Annotated in this window: 13 protein-coding genes; 12 read left to right on the top strand and 1 reads right to left on the bottom strand. The window is 68.6% G+C overall.

Annotated elements, in window-relative coordinates; all coding sequences use genetic code 11:
• The first annotated feature begins 219 nt into the window (after nt 1-219).
• From eccA to eccE, 11 genes are all read left to right on the top strand, one after another.
• Nucleotides 220-2,037: a type VII secretion AAA-ATPase EccA gene (eccA, locus tag N4S67_RS10135; RefSeq protein WP_260992812.1), complete on the top strand. Its 1,818-nt coding sequence runs from the start codon at nt 220-222 to the stop codon at nt 2,035-2,037.
• Entirely contained in the window at nt 2,034-3,599 is a 1,566-nt protein-coding gene (eccB, locus tag N4S67_RS10130) for a type VII secretion protein EccB (RefSeq protein ID WP_260992811.1), read from the top strand. The genes eccA and eccB overlap by 4 nt, the downstream gene beginning before the upstream one ends.
• 61 nt (nt 3,600-3,660) lie before the next feature.
• A complete protein-coding gene (gene eccCa / locus N4S67_RS10125; RefSeq protein ID WP_260992810.1) occupies nt 3,661-7,629 on the top strand; it encodes a type VII secretion protein EccCa in 3,969 nt (1,322 codons plus the stop codon).
• Complete coding sequence (locus N4S67_RS10120; protein WP_260992809.1) at nt 7,629-7,937, top strand: PE family protein; 309 nt, start codon at nt 7,629-7,631, stop codon at nt 7,935-7,937. Before eccCa ends, N4S67_RS10120 begins: the two co-directional genes overlap by 1 nt.
• A gap of 2 nt (nt 7,938-7,939) precedes the next feature.
• Nucleotides 7,940-9,520, top strand: coding sequence for a PPE family protein (locus N4S67_RS10115; RefSeq protein ID WP_260992808.1), 1,581 nt, complete (start codon nt 7,940-7,942; stop codon nt 9,518-9,520).
• 52 nt (nt 9,521-9,572) lie between these two features.
• Nucleotides 9,573-9,866, top strand: a complete 294-nt coding sequence (locus tag N4S67_RS10110; protein ID WP_260992807.1) for a type VII secretion protein EsxS — start codon at nt 9,573-9,575, stop codon at nt 9,864-9,866.
• 28 nt (nt 9,867-9,894) lie between these two features.
• Nucleotides 9,895-10,185 carry a WXG100 family type VII secretion target gene (locus N4S67_RS10105; RefSeq protein ID WP_260992806.1) on the top strand — a complete coding sequence of 97 codons (291 nt, stop codon included), beginning with the start codon at nt 9,895-9,897 and terminating at the stop codon, nt 10,183-10,185.
• 6 nt (nt 10,186-10,191) lie between these two features.
• A complete protein-coding gene (locus tag N4S67_RS10100; protein WP_260992805.1) occupies nt 10,192-11,064 on the top strand; it encodes an ESX secretion-associated protein EspG in 873 nt (290 codons plus the stop codon).
• Nucleotides 11,043-12,485, top strand: coding sequence for a type VII secretion integral membrane protein EccD (gene eccD / locus N4S67_RS10095; RefSeq protein WP_313959935.1), 1,443 nt, complete (start codon nt 11,043-11,045; stop codon nt 12,483-12,485). Before N4S67_RS10100 ends, eccD begins: the two co-directional genes overlap by 22 nt.
• Complete coding sequence (mycP, locus tag N4S67_RS10090) at nt 12,485-13,867, top strand: type VII secretion-associated serine protease mycosin (RefSeq protein ID WP_260993070.1); 1,383 nt, start codon at nt 12,485-12,487, stop codon at nt 13,865-13,867. Before eccD ends, mycP begins: the two co-directional genes overlap by 1 nt.
• On the top strand, nt 13,864-14,778 hold the full coding sequence (eccE, locus tag N4S67_RS10085) for a type VII secretion protein EccE (RefSeq protein WP_260992804.1): 915 nt from the start codon (nt 13,864-13,866) through the stop codon (nt 14,776-14,778). The genes mycP and eccE overlap by 4 nt, the downstream gene beginning before the upstream one ends.
• On the opposite strand, the gene N4S67_RS10080 is transcribed toward eccE, so the two are convergent.
• Nucleotides 14,765-15,925: an alpha/beta hydrolase family protein gene (locus N4S67_RS10080; RefSeq protein ID WP_260993069.1), complete on the bottom strand. Its 1,161-nt coding sequence runs from the start codon at nt 15,923-15,925 to the stop codon at nt 14,765-14,767. The genes eccE and N4S67_RS10080 overlap by 14 nt on opposite strands.
• Nucleotides 15,926-16,181: 256 nt before the next feature.
• Here N4S67_RS10080 and N4S67_RS10075 point away from each other — a divergent pair, with 256 nt between their 5' ends.
• Nucleotides 16,182-16,943: a trans-aconitate 2-methyltransferase gene (locus N4S67_RS10075; protein WP_260992803.1), complete on the top strand. Its 762-nt coding sequence runs from the start codon at nt 16,182-16,184 to the stop codon at nt 16,941-16,943.
• Nucleotides 16,944-16,950 lie beyond the last annotated feature (7 nt).

The following is a 16,950-nucleotide window of genomic DNA, read 5'->3' as shown; positions in this document are numbered from 1 at the left end:
CAGACCACCGCACTGACCGAAACCTGCGGGAAAACAATCGGCCCGTTCCGGCGTCCGACTCCGAGGCGGGCGCGATGACCGGCGATATCAACCTGGTCAGCGCCATCAAGCAGTGAGTGGGGTCACCCCGCGAGCCGGCACCGTGCGTCTCGACAGTTAAGTTATGCAATGCTAACTTTTGCGAAGTTAGCCTGTCATAACTAAGGGGGACGACGGCGCGTGCCGCTACCTACGGATCTTGCTGCGATTTCGCGCGTAGACCAAGCCGTCGTCAGCCGATTTGCCACGAGCTGCCGCGCGCTGGGCCTGACGGTGCACGACCGCCGCCGTCCGCCGGATCCGGCCGCAGCGAAATCCGGCTTCGCCGAACTGACCCGCATCGCCCGCGAACAATGTGACGCGTGGACGGGGCTCGCGGCCGCGGGAGACACCAGCGGCCGGGTCATCGAGGCCGTCTGGCAGACCGTCGCGACGGCGGGGATGCTGCAGCGCCAGATCGAACTCAACGACGGAGATCTGGCATTCACTTATGACTCCGGACTCTATCTCCAGTTCAGGGCTACTCACCCCGACGACTTCCAACTGGCGTACGCGGTCGCGCTCTGCGAGCGCGGCGACTTCGCCGGGGCGGACACGCTCGTCGGCCCTCTGATCGAACGGCGCCCAGGCTGGCTCGAGGCGCGCTGGGTGCGGGTCGCGATGTACTACCGCACCGAGCGATGGTCCGACGTCGTGCGACTACTCACTCCGATCGTCAACGACGCCGAGCTCGACGAGACCTACGCCCACGCAGTGCGCATCGCGTTGGGGACAGCGCTGGCGCGGTTGGGCATGTTCGCGCCGGCGCTGTCCTACCTCGAAGACCCGAGCGGGCCCGTCGACGTCGCCACGGTCGACGGCATGCTGGTCAAAGCCCTGTGCCTGCGCGCGCAGGGCGAGGACCTCGACGCGGCCGACGTCCTGGCCGAGTTGTATGCGGCCAATCCGGAGAACGAACAAGTCGAGATCGCACTGTCGGATACGTCCTACGGCATCGTGCCGACCACCGCCGCGCGCATCGAGGCCCGCGCCGATGTGTGGGATCCCGAAACCGAGCCGACCGAGTCCGACTTCGTCGACCCGGGCGCCAAGGAGCGCAAAGCCCACCTCCTGATCGAGGCTGAGGCCGAACTCGCCGAGTTCATCGGCCTCGAAGAGGTCAAGTATCAGGTCGCGCGATTGAAAAGCTCAGTGGCCATGGCTATTCGGCGACAAGAACGCGGACTTACCGTCGCCCAGCGCACCAACCACCTGGTGTTCGCCGGACCGCCGGGGACCGGTAAGACGACCATCGCGCGTGTCGTCGCCAAGATCTATTGCGGGCTGGGCATTCTCAGGAAGGAGACCGTTCGCGAGGTCCACCGCGCCGATCTGATCGGTCAGCACATCGGTGAAACCGAAGCCAAGACGAACGCCCTCATCGACAGCGCGCTCGACGGTGTGCTGTTTCTCGACGAGGCGTACGCGTTGGTGTCCACCGGCGCCAAGAACGACTTCGGTCTCGTCGCCATCGACACCCTGCTAGCCCGCATGGAGAACGATCGCGAGCGACTGGTCGTCATCATCGCGGGATACCGCAAAGACCTCGACTCGTTCCTCGACACCAACGAGGGTCTGCGGTCGCGGTTCACCCGCAGCATCGACTTCCCCTCTTACACACCGCATGAGCTCGTCGAGATCGCGATGCGGATGGCCGAGAAGCGCGACAGTGTCTTCGAGCCGGGCGCGTTGTCGCACATGGAGACGTTGTTCGCTCAACTCGCGGCCGCGACCACTCCTGATGCCAACGGTGTCGACCGGCGCAGCCTCGACATCGCGGGTAACGGCCGCTTCGTCCGTAACCTCGTCGAGCGCTCGGAGGAGGAGCGCGAATACCGGTTGGACCATTCCGCTTCCGAGGAATTCACCGACGACGAGCTTATGACCATCACGGATGAGGACGTCACCAAATCCGCGATTCCGCTGCTGCGCGGCCTGGGCCTGACGGTGCCCGCGTGACCGCGCCGAACGGGGATGACCGCCGCGCGTTCACCTCACGCACGCCGACCAACGAAAATCCCGACCGCGTCGCGTACCGGCGCGGCTTCGTCACCCGCCATCAGGTGTCCGGGTGGCGATTCATCATGCGCCGCATCGCATCCGGGGTGGCCCTGCACGACACCCGCATGCTCGTGGACCCGCTGCGCACGCAGACCCGCGCCGTGCTGGTCGGCGCGCTCGTGCTCATCACCGGACTCGCGGGCTGTTTCATCTTCTCGCTTATCAGGCCGGGCGGCGTCGCGGGCAACGACGCGATCCTGGCCGACCGCACCACCTCGGCGCTCTATGTGCGCCTCGGCGATCAGTTGCACCCCGTGCTGAATCTGACCTCGGCCCGGCTCATCGCGGGCCGTCCCGACAATCCGTCCACTGTGAAGACGAGCGAGATCGACCGGTTTCCGCGGGGCAACCTGATCGGAATTCCGGGCGCGCCGGAACGCATGGTGCAGAACACCACCGCCGACGCGGACTGGACGGTGTGCGATGGCACCTCGGGCCCGGCGGCCGGCGTGACGCTGATCGCCGGATCGTTGACCGACGGCGGCGAACGAGCAGCCGAGTTTCCTCCCGATGAGGCCGTCCTGGTGGCCAACGCGAGCGGCCCGAACGCCGGGACGTGGCTGTTGTGGGAAGGTCGCCGCAGCGCGATCGACCTCAACGACCGCGCCGTCACCGGCGCGCTGGGCCTCGGCGCCGACGCGTCGGCGGCGCGCCCCGTTGCGGCCGGCCTGTTCAACTCGGTACCCGAAGCGCCCGCACTGAAGGCGCCTGCGATACCGGGTGCCGGCGAGCCCGCCCGCTATCAGCTCCCCGCGCCCGCACGGGTCGGTTCGGTGGTGACCTCGTTCGACGCCGACAACACGCTCCGTCACTACGCGGTGCTCAGCGAGGGGCTGCAACCGATTTCCGGTGTGGTGGCGGCGATCCTGCGAAACACCGACTCGTTCGGGCTCGACCAGCCACCCCGATTGGACGCCGACGACATCGCGCGCCTGCCGGTGGCCAACATCATCGACAACAACGCCTACCCGGACGAGCCGATCACCCTCGTCGACGCCGAGGACGCGCCGCTGACCTGCGCCCAGTGGACCAGGCGCGCCGACGCCACGAGCGGCGCGCTCACGCTGCGCTCCGGCGTCACCCTTCCGGTGTCCGACGAACTCCGGGCGGTCGCCCTTGTCGGTGCCGGGTCGGGAACCACTGCCAACCGGGTCGCCCTGTCACCCGGCCGCGGATATCTCGTGCGGAGCGTCGGACAGGACGGCGGCGGCGCAGCGGCCTCGCCCAGCGGAACCGCCTACTTCTGGCTCAGCGACACCGGTGTCCGCTATGGCCTCGACGAGGACACTGACCAGAAAACCATTGCGGCGCTTGGTCTCAATCAGCCCGCGCTACCGATTCCGTGGTCGATGTTGAGCCAGTTTGCGCCCGGTCCCACGCTGTCGCGTGCGGACGCCCTTCTGGCCCACGATGCGCTCGCAGCCGACCCCCGACCCGCTGTCGTGAGGGAGACTCCGTGAGCGAAGCTTGCAAGCGAACCATCGGCACAGAATGCGCCGGGCGAGCCCGCGAGGCCGGCAAATGAGCAGGCTCATCTTCGAAGCGCGCCGAAGGATTCCTGCGCCGGCGACGCGCAAGGGAACCATCACCATCGAACCGCCGCCCGAGCTGCCGCGGATGGTGCCACCGTCGCTGCTGCGGCGGGTGCTGCCCTACCTGATCGTGATCCTGGTGATCGGCATGATCGTGGCACTGGTGGCCACCGGCATGCGCCTCATCTCTCCGACGACCCTGTTCTTCCCGTTCGTCCTGCTGTTGGCCGCCACGGCGCTCTACCGCGGCACCGACAACAAGATGCGGACCGAGGAGGTCGACGCCGAGCGGGCCGACTACCTCCGCTACCTGTCCGTGGTCCGAGACAACGTGCGGGCCCACGCCGCCGAGCAGCGCGCGGCACTCGAGTGGTCGCACCCCGCCCCCGCCCTGTTGGCCGAGGTTCCCGGTACCCGTAGGCAGTGGGAGCGCGATCCGCACGACAGCGACTTCCTGGTCGTGCGGACCGGTCTGCACGACGCGCCGCTCAACGCGACCCTGCGCGTCAAGGACAGTGCCGACGAGGTGGACCTCGAACCCGTCTCACACACCACATTGCGCGGGCTGCTCGACGTGCAACGGACGGTGCGGGCAGTCCCCGCGGGCATTGACCTCGCCAAGGTTTCACGCATCAGCGTGCTCGGTGAGCCCGCCGATGTCCGCGGCGCGCTGCGGGCATGGATCGCGCAGGCTGTCACGTGGCACGACCCCGCCGTCCTCGGCGTTGCCCTGCTATCGCCGGACGTCGAGAGCGAAGACTGGGCATGGCTGAAGTGGTTACCCCACAACGATATTCCCGGCTCGTTCGACGGTGCCGGGCCGGCTCGTTACCTCGCGAGCGATACGCGGGAGCTGCGTGCGCTGCTCGATCCGGTGCTCGACGACCGAGCGCCGTTCGGTGCAGGCGACGCCGCGGGCGCAAAGCACATGCTGATCGTCCTCGACGATCCCGACGCGGACCCCGCCACCGTGCTGCCTCGCAACGGCCTGGCAGGCGTGACGCTGGTGCACCGCATCACCGAGGCGCCGCATCGCGAGCAGTACGCTGATCCGGAGCGGCCCATCCTTCGCCTCATCGAGGGCAGTCTCGAGCGGTGGCAGCCGAACGGCTGGCAGTCCTACGTCGAGGTGGCCGACCAACTCGATGTCGCCACGGCACGCCACGTCGCGCGCCGGCTGTCGCGCTGGGACTCCAACCCCAGCCATGCACGCTCCAGCAGTTCAGGGGTCGCCACCTTCTCGGCACTGCTCGGCATTCCCGACGCTGCCGCACTGGATGTGGCGAGCCTGTGGGCGCCACGGACGCGTGCCGACGAGCTGCGGGTTCCCATCGGCGTCACCGCGACCGGTGAGCCGCTGTTCTTCGACCTCAAGGACGAAGCGGAAGGCGGCATGGGGCCGCACGGCCTGATGATCGGTATGACCGGCTCGGGCAAGTCGCAGACCCTGATGTCGATCCTGTTGTCGCTGTTGACAACCCATTCGGCCGATCGGCTGATCGTGATCTACGCCGACTTCAAGGGCGAAGCAGGCGCTGACATCTTCCGCGACTTCCCGCAGGTCGTCGCTGTCATCTCGAACATGGCCGAGAAGCGGTCGCTGGCCGACCGGTTCGCCGACACCCTGCGTGGTGAGGTGGCGCGGCGCGAACAGCTGCTGATGGAAGCAGGCCGCCGCGTGCAGGGCAGTGCGTTCAGCTCGGTGCTCGAGTACGAGGCCGCGATCGCGGCGGGCCACGACCTGCCGCCATTACCCACGCTGCTGGTGGTCGCCGACGAGTTCTCGCTGATGCTGGCCGACCACCCTGAGTACGCTGATCTCTTCGACTACGTTGCGCGCAAAGGACGTTCCTTCCGCATCCACATCCTGTTCGCCTCGCAGACCCTCGACGTCGGCCGCATCAAGGACATCGACAAGAACACCTCCTACCGCATCGGTCTGAAGGTGGCCAGTCCGGCAGTGAGCCGCCAGATCATCGGTGTGGAGGACGCCTTCCACATCGAGGCCGGTCCCGACCACAAGGGCGAGGGCTTTCTGGTCCCGACGCCGGGCGCGATGCCGGTGAAGTTCCGCAGCACCTATGTCGACGGCATCTACGACCCGCCGCGGGTCGAGAAGGCCGTTGTCGTGAAATCGGTTCCGGTGCCGCAGTTGTTCACCGCGGGACACGTCGATGCCCCGACCGACACGGTCGCCGTCATCGAGCCGGCCGCTCGCGAGGAACGGCAGCCGCGAAAGCTGGTCGCCACGATCGGTGATCAGCTGGCGCACTACGGGCCGAAGGCACCGCGCCTGTGGCTGCCGCCGCTGGAGGAGTCGATTCCGCTGGACGATCTGCTGGCCCGCACGAACATCGGGGAGCGGCAATGGCGTTGGCCGCTCGGCGAGATCGATCGTCCGTTCGCAATGCGGCGCGACCCGCTGGTGTTCGACGCGACGTCGGCCGGTGCCAACCTGCTGATCCACGGCGGCCCGAAGTCCGGTAAGACGACAGCGCTGCAGACGTTCATTCTGTCGGCCGCCGCGCTGCACTCACCTCGTGACGTGACCTTCTACTGCCTGGACTACGGCGGCGGCCAGCTGCGCGACCTCGAGGACCTCGCCCACGTCGGCAGCGTCGCATCGCCGTTGGAGCCAGAGCGGATCCGGCGCACGTTCGGTGAGCTCGAACAGCTCCTGCGCGCCCGCCAGGCACGCGGCCACAACGGCCGGGCAGGTAACGGCGTCGAGCGCGACGAGTACGGCGAGGTCTTCCTCGTGATCGACAACCTGTACGCGTTCAGCAGGGACAACACGGACACTTTCAACACCCGAAACCCGTTGCTGGCCAGAGTGACTGAACTGGTGAACGCCGGGATGTCGTACGGCATCCACGTCGTCATCACCACCCCGAACTGGCTTGAAGTTCCCCTGGCGATGCGCGACGGGCTCGGGCTGCGCCTCGAACTGAAACTGCCGGACGCGCGCGACAGCAATGTGCGGGTCACCGGGGCGCTGCGACGTCCCGCCGATGCCGTGCCGGCCGACCAGCCAGGCCGCGGCCTCACGATGGCCGCCGAGCATTTCCTGTTCGCCGAGCCCAACCTGCGCGACATCGCCGTCATCAACTCCCGATACCCCGGAGTGACGGCCCCACCGGTGCGGCTGCTGCCGCACGACCTCGCCCCTGCCGCGCTCGCTCCGCTGTACCCGGCGCCCGAGCGGGTCGTCATCGGACAGCGTGAGGAGGACCTCGCCCCGGTGTCGGTGGCGTTCGCACACAACCCGCTGCTGATGGTGTTCGGCGACGCCAAGTCCGGTAAGACGACTCTGCTACGCCACCTGATTCGCACCGTGCGCGAACATAATACGCCAGACACCGTCGCGTTCACGGTGATCGACCGTCGGCTCCACCTCGTCGACGAACCGCTGTTCCCGGACAACGAGTACACGCCGAACATCGACCGGGTCACTCCGGCGATGCTGGGTCTGTCCGCGCTGTTGGAGAAGCGACGTCCGCCTGCCGGTATGACGGCACAGCAGCTGACCAGCTGGACCTACGAGGGCCACACCCACTACCTGATCGTCGACGACATCGACCAGATCCCGGACGCGCCCGCGGTCAGCGGGCCGTTCGTCGGGCAACGTCCTTGGACCGCGCTCCTCGGATTGCTGGGCCAGGCCAGCGAGCTGGGGCTACGCGTCATCGTCACTGCACGAGCGACGGGTTCGGCGCACGCCCTGATGACCGCGCCTTTGCTGAGACGCCTCAACGAGCTCCAAGCGGCTATCGTCATGCTGTCGGGCAATCCGCAGGACAGCGGCAAGATCAGGGGGCAGCGGTTCCGCCGGCTGCCTGCGGGTCGCGCGATGTTGCTCGACGACGGCGACGACGCGACGTTCCTGCAACTCGTCAACCCGTTCGCCGACGAGGCCGCTGTCGGCGGCCCGAGAAACCGAGGAAGGGAGTTCAACTGATGACTCTGCGAGTCGTTCCCGAGGGACTTGCCGCGGCAGGTAGCGCCGTCGAGGCGCTGACCGCCCGCCTGGCCGCTGCGCACGCCGCTGCCGCACCGCTCGTCACGGCCGTCCTGCCGCCAGCAGTCGACCCGGTGTCGCTGCAGACCGCCGCGGGCCTGAGCTCCCACGGCGTGGAGCACAACGCGATGGCCGCCCAGGGCATCGAGGAACTGGGCCGCTCGGGCGTCGGCGTCGGTGAGTCCGGCGTCAGCTACGCCACCGGTGACGCGGCGGCGGCTTCGTCGTACCTGGTCGCCGGCAGCTGATCGTGACCGCCCCGGTATGGATGGCACTCCCCCCGGAGGTGCACTCGGCGGCGCTGAGCAGCGGGCCCGGGCCGGGGTCGCTGCTCGCCGCAGCAGGGGCCTGGCAGTCGCTGGCGGCTGAATACTCCAGTGCTGCCGCGGAGTTGACGAGCGTGCTCGGTGCGGTCCAATCGGGGGCGTGGGAGGGCCCGAGCGCTGAGCAGTACACCGCCGCGCATGCGCCGTATCTCGCCTGGTTGGCGCAGGCCAGTGCCAACAGCGCGGCCACGGCCGTCCAGCACGAGACGGCCGCCGCGGCCTACACCACCGCGTTGGCGACGATGCCGACGCTGGCCGAGCTCGCACTCAACCACACCATCCACGGGGTGCTGTTGGCAACGAATTTCCTTGGTATCAACACGATTCCGATTGCCCTCAACGAGGCCGACTACGTGCGGATGTGGATCCAGGCCGCGACCACGATGAGCATGTATCAGGCCGTGTCAGGAGCTGCGGTGGCGGCGACGCCGACAACAACGCCCGCGCCGATGCTGCTGGCACCCGGTGTCAGTGAGGCGGGGTCGTCGGCGGCGACGGCGCAGCAGTCCTTCGCCCAGGTGACCGCGGCGGATTCCGGTTCGGCGCTGGCCAACTCCGACTTCATCTCGTCGCTGCTGCAGGCGCTGGGCCAGTTCTATCAGGCCTACACGGATTACACGTACCAGCTGTTCGAGCCGATCCTCACGTTCTTCAACGATCCGGTGGGGAACACCATCGATCTGATCACCGGCTTGCTGACCAACCCCGGTCCAACTCTGGTCCAGTACGGCCCGTTTCTGTTCGCCGTTGCCTACCAGGCAGTTTCGTGGGTGGGCGCCTCCCTGACCTATCCCCAGCTCCTGCTGCAACCGCTGCTGGCGATCGGCCTTGGTGTCGGCGGATACTTCCTCAACGAGTACTTGAACCGACCCGTTGCGGGCGAGCCGGCACCGGCACCCGCGCCTGCACCCGCACCGCAGCCCACCGCTCCGACGCCGCAGCGTGCCGACAGCGCCCTCGCCCCGGTCACGACCGTGTCGCCGACCGTGCCGTCGACGGCACCCGCGCCCGGCGCATCGGTGGCCGGCGGGACCGCGCCTGCCGGTGGCGCTCCCGCGCCGGGTGTGGGCGCAGCGGTGCCGTACGCGATCGGCAACGTCGACCCGGACGGCGGGCTGTCGCCGACGTTTCGCGAGGGAACGAGCGCGAAGGCGCCGGCCTCCGACATCGCGGCTTCGGCCGCCGCGGCTGCCGCGGCATCGTCGCTGGCCAAGCGCAAGGCGCGCCGGCGCCGCACCACACCGGTAAACCAGCGGCAATACGCCGACGCGTACATGGACTACGAGCCCGACGAGGACGACACCCCCGATGAGCCGGTACGCGGGCCGCACGTGGCCGCGTCGCAGAAGGGCGCGGGCACAGTCGGTTTCACGGGAGCGGCGACGAGGTCCGAAGCCGAAGAAGCGGCCGGCCTGACTGAGCTCATGGGCGACTCGTTCGGCGGCGGGCCCACCGAACCTCTGCTGCCCGGCGACTGGCATCCGGAGAGGGGAGCACGCGACTGATCGGACCATCTGACCGAAACCGAGCACGATCCTCAATCCGAAAGGAACATCCATGAGCATGTTGGACGCTCACATCCCGCAGCTGGTCTCCTCGGAGGCGGCGTTCTCCGCCAAGGCGGCGTTGATGCGCAGCACCATGGCCCAGGCCGAGCAGGCCGCACAGTCTGCGCAGGCCTTCCACATGGGCGAATCGTCGGCCGCGTTCCAGGCCGCGCACGCGCGATTCATCGAGGTCTCCGCGAAGGTCAACGCGCTTCTCGACATCGCGCAGGTCAACCTGGGCGACGCGGCGGGCACTTACGTCGCCGAGGATGCCGCCGCGGCAAGCACTTACACCGCCATCTGAACTTCGAACCGACGAGAGGGAGAACCTGATGTCCCAGATCATGTACAACTACCCGGCCATGCTGGCTCACGCGGGCGAGATGGCGGGATACGCGGGTGCGATGCACGGCGTCGGCGCCGACATCGCCAGCGAGCAGGCGGCTCTGGCTGGCGCCTGGCAGGGCGATACCGGCATGAGCTACCAGGCGTGGCAGGCGCAGTGGAACACCAGCCTCGAAGAACTGGTCCGCGCCTACCGCGCGATGGCGGCCACCCACGAGACCAACACCATGTCGATGAGCGCCCGCGATGCCGCCGAAGGCGCCAAGTGGGGCGGCTGACAGTCGGTGGCCGCTAACGCAGTCGAGCTGACCGCGGAGCAGGCCTGGTTCGTCGCCGATGCGTCGGGCGTCGGGAACTTCCCATGGGTTCTGGCCATCACGCCGCCGTACAGCGACCTCGCGCATCGAGCCGGCGTCGAAGCCAGGCTGTCCCTGGAGCTGACAGACCTCGGCGTGATGACCGCGGGCGGGATCATCGATCCCGGTGTGCGCCAATGGATCACGATGACCTGCCGACCTCGACGCTGGCTCGAACTCCGATTCGTCAGCGGCGCAGGCGACATGCTGCGCGGACAGGTGTCGCGCCGCGACGACCGCACGGTCGTCGCGCTCCGCAGCGGTGGCCTGGTCACGTTCACCGCGTTGGATGTCGACCATCCGCAGGCGCTGGTGCCCGTCTTGACAGCGGGCCTCTCGGGGCGGTCGCCTGCGACGTTCGAGGAGTTCGCGATACCCGCACGCGCCGGCGCGCGCGCCGACGAGCAGCTACGCAACGGCGCGGACCTCACAGAGATCCTCGAATTCCTCGGCATCCCGCCGACAGCGCGGCCGGTGGTTGAGGCCGCATACGCACCGGGCCGCACGTTCGTGGAGATCGTCGCGGGCGACCACCGCGACGGTCATCGCGTCAGTACGAACGTCGGGGTCAGCATCGTCGACACCGAGAAGGGGCGGGTGCTCGTCACACCTACGAAAGCCTTCGACGGCGAGTGGATATCGACATTCACACCCGGCACGCCGCTGGCGATCGCCGCCGCAATCGAGCGGCTCACCGCCACGCTGCCCGACGGCCCGTGGTTCCCGCAGTTGCACTTGACCCGAGACTTCGACTCCGACCAGAGAACGGAACACCAGCAATGGCGCCAGACAGTCAGCTGACCGGCACGACATCCTCGGCGGCGGTGATGCCGATCGTCCGCGTCGCGGTGCTCGCCGCGGGCGGCCCGGACGCTTCTGCGGGCGGACGCGTCACGGACATGGCCCTGCCGACCGAACTACCGCTGCGCGAGATCCTGCCTGCGGTACGCCGGATGGCGATGCCCACCGACGACACCGACGACGGCGCGCCGACGGCGCTGTCGCTCGCGCCGGTCGGCGGGGCGCCGTTCAGTTTGGATGCCACGCTGGACACCGTCGGCGTCGTCGACGGTGATCTACTCGCGTTGCAGCCCGTGCCGGCGGGGCCGCCGGCTCCGCGCATTGTGGAGGACATCGGCGACGCGGCGGTGATCTTCTCCGCGGCACGCGAGAAGCCATGGGGTGCTCGTGATATTCAGCGTTTCGCCGCCATCGCCACCATCGCGCTGATTGTCGTCGCCACCGGTTTCGCGACGGCGCACCGCATACTCACAGGCGGTCAAGCCGGCCTCATCGCGGTCGCTGCGATCGCCGTTCTGACCGTCGTGGTTTCGCTGTTCGCCCGTCCCCGCGCGCCGCAACTGGCCACGGCGCTGTCGGTGACAGCGCTCGTACCGCTGGCCGCCGCGCTCGGATTACTGGTACCCGGTGAGTTCGGTCCGTCCCAGGTGCTGCTCGCCGCCGCGGGCGTGACGGCGTGGTCGATCGTGTGCATCACGATCGCCGAACGCGCAGTCGCGGTTTTCACCGCCGCCGCCGTCGTGGGCCTGGTGTCGCTGCTGGTTTCCGGTGCCGCGGCGATCTGGCAGCTGAACTCGGTGATCGTCGGGTCAGCGCTCATCGTGCTGGCCCTTGTGGTCACCGTGCAGGCTGCCCAGTTGTCCGCATTGTGGTCGCGGCTGCCGGTACCGGTGATTCCGGCGCCCGGTGACCCCACGCCGTCGGCACCGTCGTTGGCGGTGTTGGCCGACCTTCCGCGTCGCGTCCGTCTCAGCGACTCCCATCAGACCGGCTTCATTGCGGGCGCCGTTCTGCTGTCCACAGCGGGCACGCTGATGCTGGCTGCCCCGCAGGGGGTTTCGAGCTGGGGATGGTATGTCGTCGGGGCCGTGGCGTTGGGCTCGGTGCTGCGCGCCAGGGTGTGGGACTCCGCACCGTGCAAGGCCTGGCTGCTGGCCCAGCCGTTCCTGATGGGCCTGGCGTTCCTCGCGGTGTTCATCGCCGACGGTCGCTACGCCGCGGCGTGGTGGGCGCTGGCGGCGCTCGGCGCGCTGACCGCCGTCTGGGTGATCGCCGCACTGTTCCCGGGCGTCGCGTCGCCGGACACGTACTCGCTGCCGATGCGCAGGCTGGTCGGCTTCCTCGCCTCAGGTGTCGACGCCTCGCTGATCCCGGTGCTGGCTTATCTGGTGGGGTTGTTCGCCTGGGTGCTGAATCGGTGATGTACCCCCGTCTTGCCGCCGCGATGGCTGTGGTGGCCATGGTGGCGGTGAGTTCTCCTGCGGCGCAGGCGATTACACCACTCGAGGTCGAGCCCGGAGTGGCTCCTCCTTCGGGTGCCGCTGCGCCCGTTCAGGCGATGGCTCAGCGTGGCGACTGCGTCACGACCGCTGTCCTGCCCGGTAGCGACCCGAGTGCGGTCAGCCCGAACCAGTCGATGCTGAACCTCGCGGGTGCGTGGAAGTACAGCCGCGGCGACGGCCAACTTGTGGCGGTGATCGACACCGGTGTGCGGCCCGGCCCGCGGTTGCCCAATGTCGATCCCGGCGGTGACTTCGTCGAGTCGACGGACGGGCTGACCGACTGTGACGGCCACGGAACCCTGGTGGCCGGCTTGATCGCCGGACAGCCCGGAGCCGACGGCTTCTCGGGCGTCGCACCCAATTCCCGAGTGCTGTCGATCCGCTCTACGTCGGCGCGCTTCGCGCCCCGCGACACCGGTGAGGATCCGGCCACGGCGCGCGTCGCGCTCGACGTCGCGACGCTGGCGCGTGCCGTGGTGCGCGCCGCCGATCTCGGCGCTCGAGTCATCAACATCTCCGCCGTGACATGCCTGCCGGCCATCGAAGACGTCAACCAGGCCGAACTCGGTGCCGCACTGCGTTATGCGGCCGTCGAGAAGAACGCGGTGGTCGTCGCCGCGGCGGGCAACAACCGCGCCGGGCTGAACCCAGGATCGGCATGCCCGTCGAATCCGCTCTCGGATCCGGGGCGTCCGGCGGATCCGCGCAACTGGGCCGGTGTCACGTCGATGTCGATCCCGTCCGCGTGGCAACAGTACGTGCTGTCCGTCGGGTCGCTGTCGGCAGGCGGGCAGGCATCGGACTTCACGATGGCCGGCCCGTGGGTGGGGATCGCGGCGCCCGGAGAGAACGTCGCCTCGGTGGGGAACGCCGACGGCGGCGGGCTTGCCAACGCCTTGCCCAACGATCAGGGACAGCTGTTCGGCCTCAACAGTTCCGGCTTCGCCGCCGCGTATGTGTCGGGGGTTGCGGCCCTGGTGCGCAGCCGATTCCCGGAGCTGACCGCACAGCAGGTGGTGGACCGCCTGACCGCGGGCGCCCAGGGCGCCGCTCGTGCACCGTCGAACCTGACCGGCGCCGGATTGGTCGACGCCGTCGCCGCGTTGACGTGGGACGTCAGCGCGGCCGGCGACGGCGCGGCCGCCCCTCCCGCGTCCAAGCCGATCGCCGCGCCGCCGCCCCCCGCGATTCCGGACACCGCACCGCGCACGATCGCGTTCGCAGGAGCGGGCGTGCTGCTCCTCATCGCTGTCGTCACGGCCGCTGTTGCCGCGCAACGACGTAAGGAGAACACGACGTGACCGTCCGACTAGCCCTGGCTCTGCTGATGATCGTCGCAGCCGCTACGGCATTTCCGTGGAACACCGACACCGACTGGTGGATACTCGGCGTGGCCGGTGCCGTGCTGGTCATGGTCCTAGCCTGGTGGCGCGGACAGTTCGTCACGACGATGATCGTCCGTCAGCTGAAGGTGTGGCGCCGCAACCGATCCAGGCCCAAGCAGAGACCGTCCCACCGGGTGTCGGTGCTGTTGCGCGTGGAGGATCCGGACGGCGTCGGTTTGTCGCTTCCCCTGGTGGCGGGGTACGTCGAACGTTTCGGTCTCCGCTGCGAGACGGTGTCCGTCACAAGCCGGGACCTGGCTGGTAGCCGAGCAACCTGGATCAGACTGACCCTCGATGCGGCCGCCAATCTGGCTGCGTTGCAGGCACGCTCGCCGGAAATGCCCCTGCGCGACACCGCTGAGACCACCGGCCGCAGGCTGGCGGACCATCTTCGCGAAACCGGGCTGACGGTTGCATTCGTCGAGGTGGCCGACGCGCCCGTCGCCGGTGCGGCCAGGGAGATGTGGCGCGGCGTCCGTGATGAGCGTGGCGTCGTGTCGGCGTACGCGATGCCGGTCGACGATCGGATCATCGAGCGCCTCGCCGAGCTACGGCTGCAGCCGATGGAACGGTGGACCGTGCTGGAATTCAGTGGCGCGGCAACGAAACCCACCGTCGCTGCTGCATGCGCACTCCGGACCACCGAGCCGGTCCGCGCAGCGCCGGTGCGCGGTCTGATCGCCAAGCCAGGCCTCCAAGGCCCGTTGCTCGCCGCGATGGATCCGACAAGCAACGCACCGCTCGGGATATCGAGCAGCCCACTGCCCCAAGGACTGCTGGAGCGGATCGTCTGGCCCGTCGGGTCCGGCGAGCTCAGTCGAACATGAAGTCGTGCATGAACCGCGTCATCCGGCGAAGGTAGTCCGGCTGACTGACATGCAGAATGTGGTTGCCCGGGAACCAGTGGAAAGCGCAGCGGTCCCAATGCTCCCACAACAGTTCGGCCTGCTCCGGTGGCGCAAGGCGGTCACCCAGGCCGGTGATGATCAACCGCCGCTCCTTGGGCACAAGCGGCGCATAGTTCAGCGGGGACGAATACTGTGTTGCCGCAGTGGATAATTCCGCATCGGTGCCGGACAGGAAATTGCGAAGCGCGACCATCTTGTTTGCGGGAAACCACTCGTCGACCGTGCGGTCGGGGGTCACCACGGGAACGTTCGGGATGACCGCCTGGACCCTGTCGTCGACGCTGGCGATCAGGGCAGCGGTGTAGCCGCCCAACGACATACCAGTCAGGGCGATACGGTCGACGCCGGTGAACTCCAGATAGTCGATCATCGACCGGAAGTCGTGCACGGCTTGGCCCATCGCTTCGGCGGAGCCGGCGAACCCGTTGGCGAAGAAGCCGTGTCCGCTGAAGGGGGAACCCTTCTCGGCGCGGTTGCCGTGGAACGGCAGGACATAGAGCAGGACGTCGTACCCCGAGCGGTAGAACCACGGCAACGAGAAGAACAGTCCGTTGAACAGATACGGGGAGCCCATGAAGCCGTGGATCACGCACAGAGTGGGACGTGGTCCGTCTTCATGGCGCCAGTGCTGGGCGTGTACGACGTTGTTGCGCGCGAAGCCTCTGCACTGTTCTCGCAGTGCCGGGTTGACGGCTTCGAAACTGCTGTTGAATCGGATGTTGTGCACGTTGCCCTTCGCGACCCACTCCGCGAGCGGGTTGGCCGGGCGCGACGAGACCCGGGGCAGCGACGTCGGCGCGGGGAAGGACAGCGCCGGATCCTTTGCGGACGCGAGCTCGGCGTAGAACCGCAGATACTCCTGCTCGGCGCGCGACTGGGAGCGGCGAAGGCCGCCGGCCAGGGACGGAAGCATGGTCGCGGCCAGCAGCGAAGCGATCCCGGTGCGCAGGGCGATGTCGGCCACCGCCGACGAATCGACGATCAACCGCTGTCGGGTGGTGAGGTCCACGCGGCGCGGGAGCCCGCGCAAGCCGGCGTCGGCGCCGGGAACGTCGGGAACGGGAATCGCCGGAGCCGCCCGGCCGGCGACATCAGACCCCGGAGCCGCCCGGCCGGCGACATCAGACCCCGGAGCCGCCCGGCCGGCGACATCAGACCCCGGAGCCGCCCGGCCGGCGACATCAGACCCCGGAGCCGCCCGGCCGGCGACATCAGACCCCGGAGCCGCCCGGCCGGCGACATCAGACCCCGGATCCACCGGCGTTGTGTCCGAAGTGGTCACGTCCGCATGGTAGCCCGGCGATGAGTGCGACACTGGCGGCATGTGGAACCCCGACGTCTACCTGGCGTTCGCCGACCACCGCGGCCGGCCGTTCTTCGACCTGATGGGCAGGGTGCGTGCGGAGTCGCCACGGCGCGTCGTCGACCTCGGATGCGGGCCCGGCAATCTCACCGCCAGCCTGGCGCAACGTTGGCCGGACGCGGCTCTCGAGGCCTGGGACAGCTCACCGGAGATGGTCGAGGCGGCGCGCGAGAGGGGCATCGACGCGCGGGTCGGCGATGTGCGCGACTGGGTGCCGCAGCCCGACACCGATGTCGTGCTGAGCAACGCCACCCTCCACTGGGTACCGGGCCACGCCGCGTTGTTGGCGGGGTGGGCGGCGCAACTGGACTCCGGCTCGTGGATCGCCATGCAGGTGCCGGGGAACTTCGACGCTCCGTCGCATCGCGCCGTGCGTGAACTCGCGCGGCGGGACAGGTGGGCGGAGCTGCTGCAGGACTTCCCGTTCCGGGAGGGGCAGGTCGACGATCCCGCGGGGTACGCAGAGCTGCTCGCCAATGCCGGCTGCACGGTCGACGCCTGGGAGACGACGTACATCCACGAGCTGACCGGCGAGAACCCGGTGCTCGAGTGGATCACCGGGACCGCGTTGCGGCCCGTGCGGAGTCGGCTGTCCGACGCGCAGTGGGAGCTGTTCAGGCAGGAGTTGATCCCCCTGCTCGACGCCGCCTACCCGATGCGGCCCAACGGCAAGACGTTCTTCCCGTTCCGACGGATATTCGTTGTCGCTGAGGTGGATTGACGGTATC

This window comes from Mycobacterium deserti (assembly GCF_025345615.1).
In the GTDB taxonomy this organism is placed as follows: Bacteria; Actinomycetota; Actinomycetes; order Mycobacteriales; family Mycobacteriaceae; genus Mycobacterium; species Mycobacterium deserti.
This window is presented reverse-complemented; position numbering and strand designations above follow the sequence as displayed.

What these genes read in the sequence shown, in the direction of transcription:
- eccD (WP_313959935.1), top strand. Translation starts at nt 11,043, where the DNA reads ATGGCGCCAGACAGTCAGCTGACCGGCACGACATCCTCGGCGGCGGTG.
- eccCa (WP_260992810.1), top strand. Translation starts at nt 3,661, where the DNA reads ATGAGCAGGCTCATCTTCGAAGCGCGCCGAAGGATTCCTGCGCCGGCG.
- mycP (WP_260993070.1), top strand. Translation starts at nt 12,485, where the DNA reads ATGTACCCCCGTCTTGCCGCCGCGATGGCTGTGGTGGCCATGGTGGCG.
- N4S67_RS10110 (WP_260992807.1), top strand. Translation starts at nt 9,573, where the DNA reads ATGAGCATGTTGGACGCTCACATCCCGCAGCTGGTCTCCTCGGAGGCG.
- N4S67_RS10075 (WP_260992803.1), top strand. Translation starts at nt 16,182, where the DNA reads ATGTGGAACCCCGACGTCTACCTGGCGTTCGCCGACCACCGCGGCCGG.
- N4S67_RS10105 (WP_260992806.1), top strand. Translation starts at nt 9,895, where the DNA reads ATGTCCCAGATCATGTACAACTACCCGGCCATGCTGGCTCACGCGGGC.
- N4S67_RS10120 (WP_260992809.1), top strand. Translation starts at nt 7,629, where the DNA reads ATGACTCTGCGAGTCGTTCCCGAGGGACTTGCCGCGGCAGGTAGCGCC.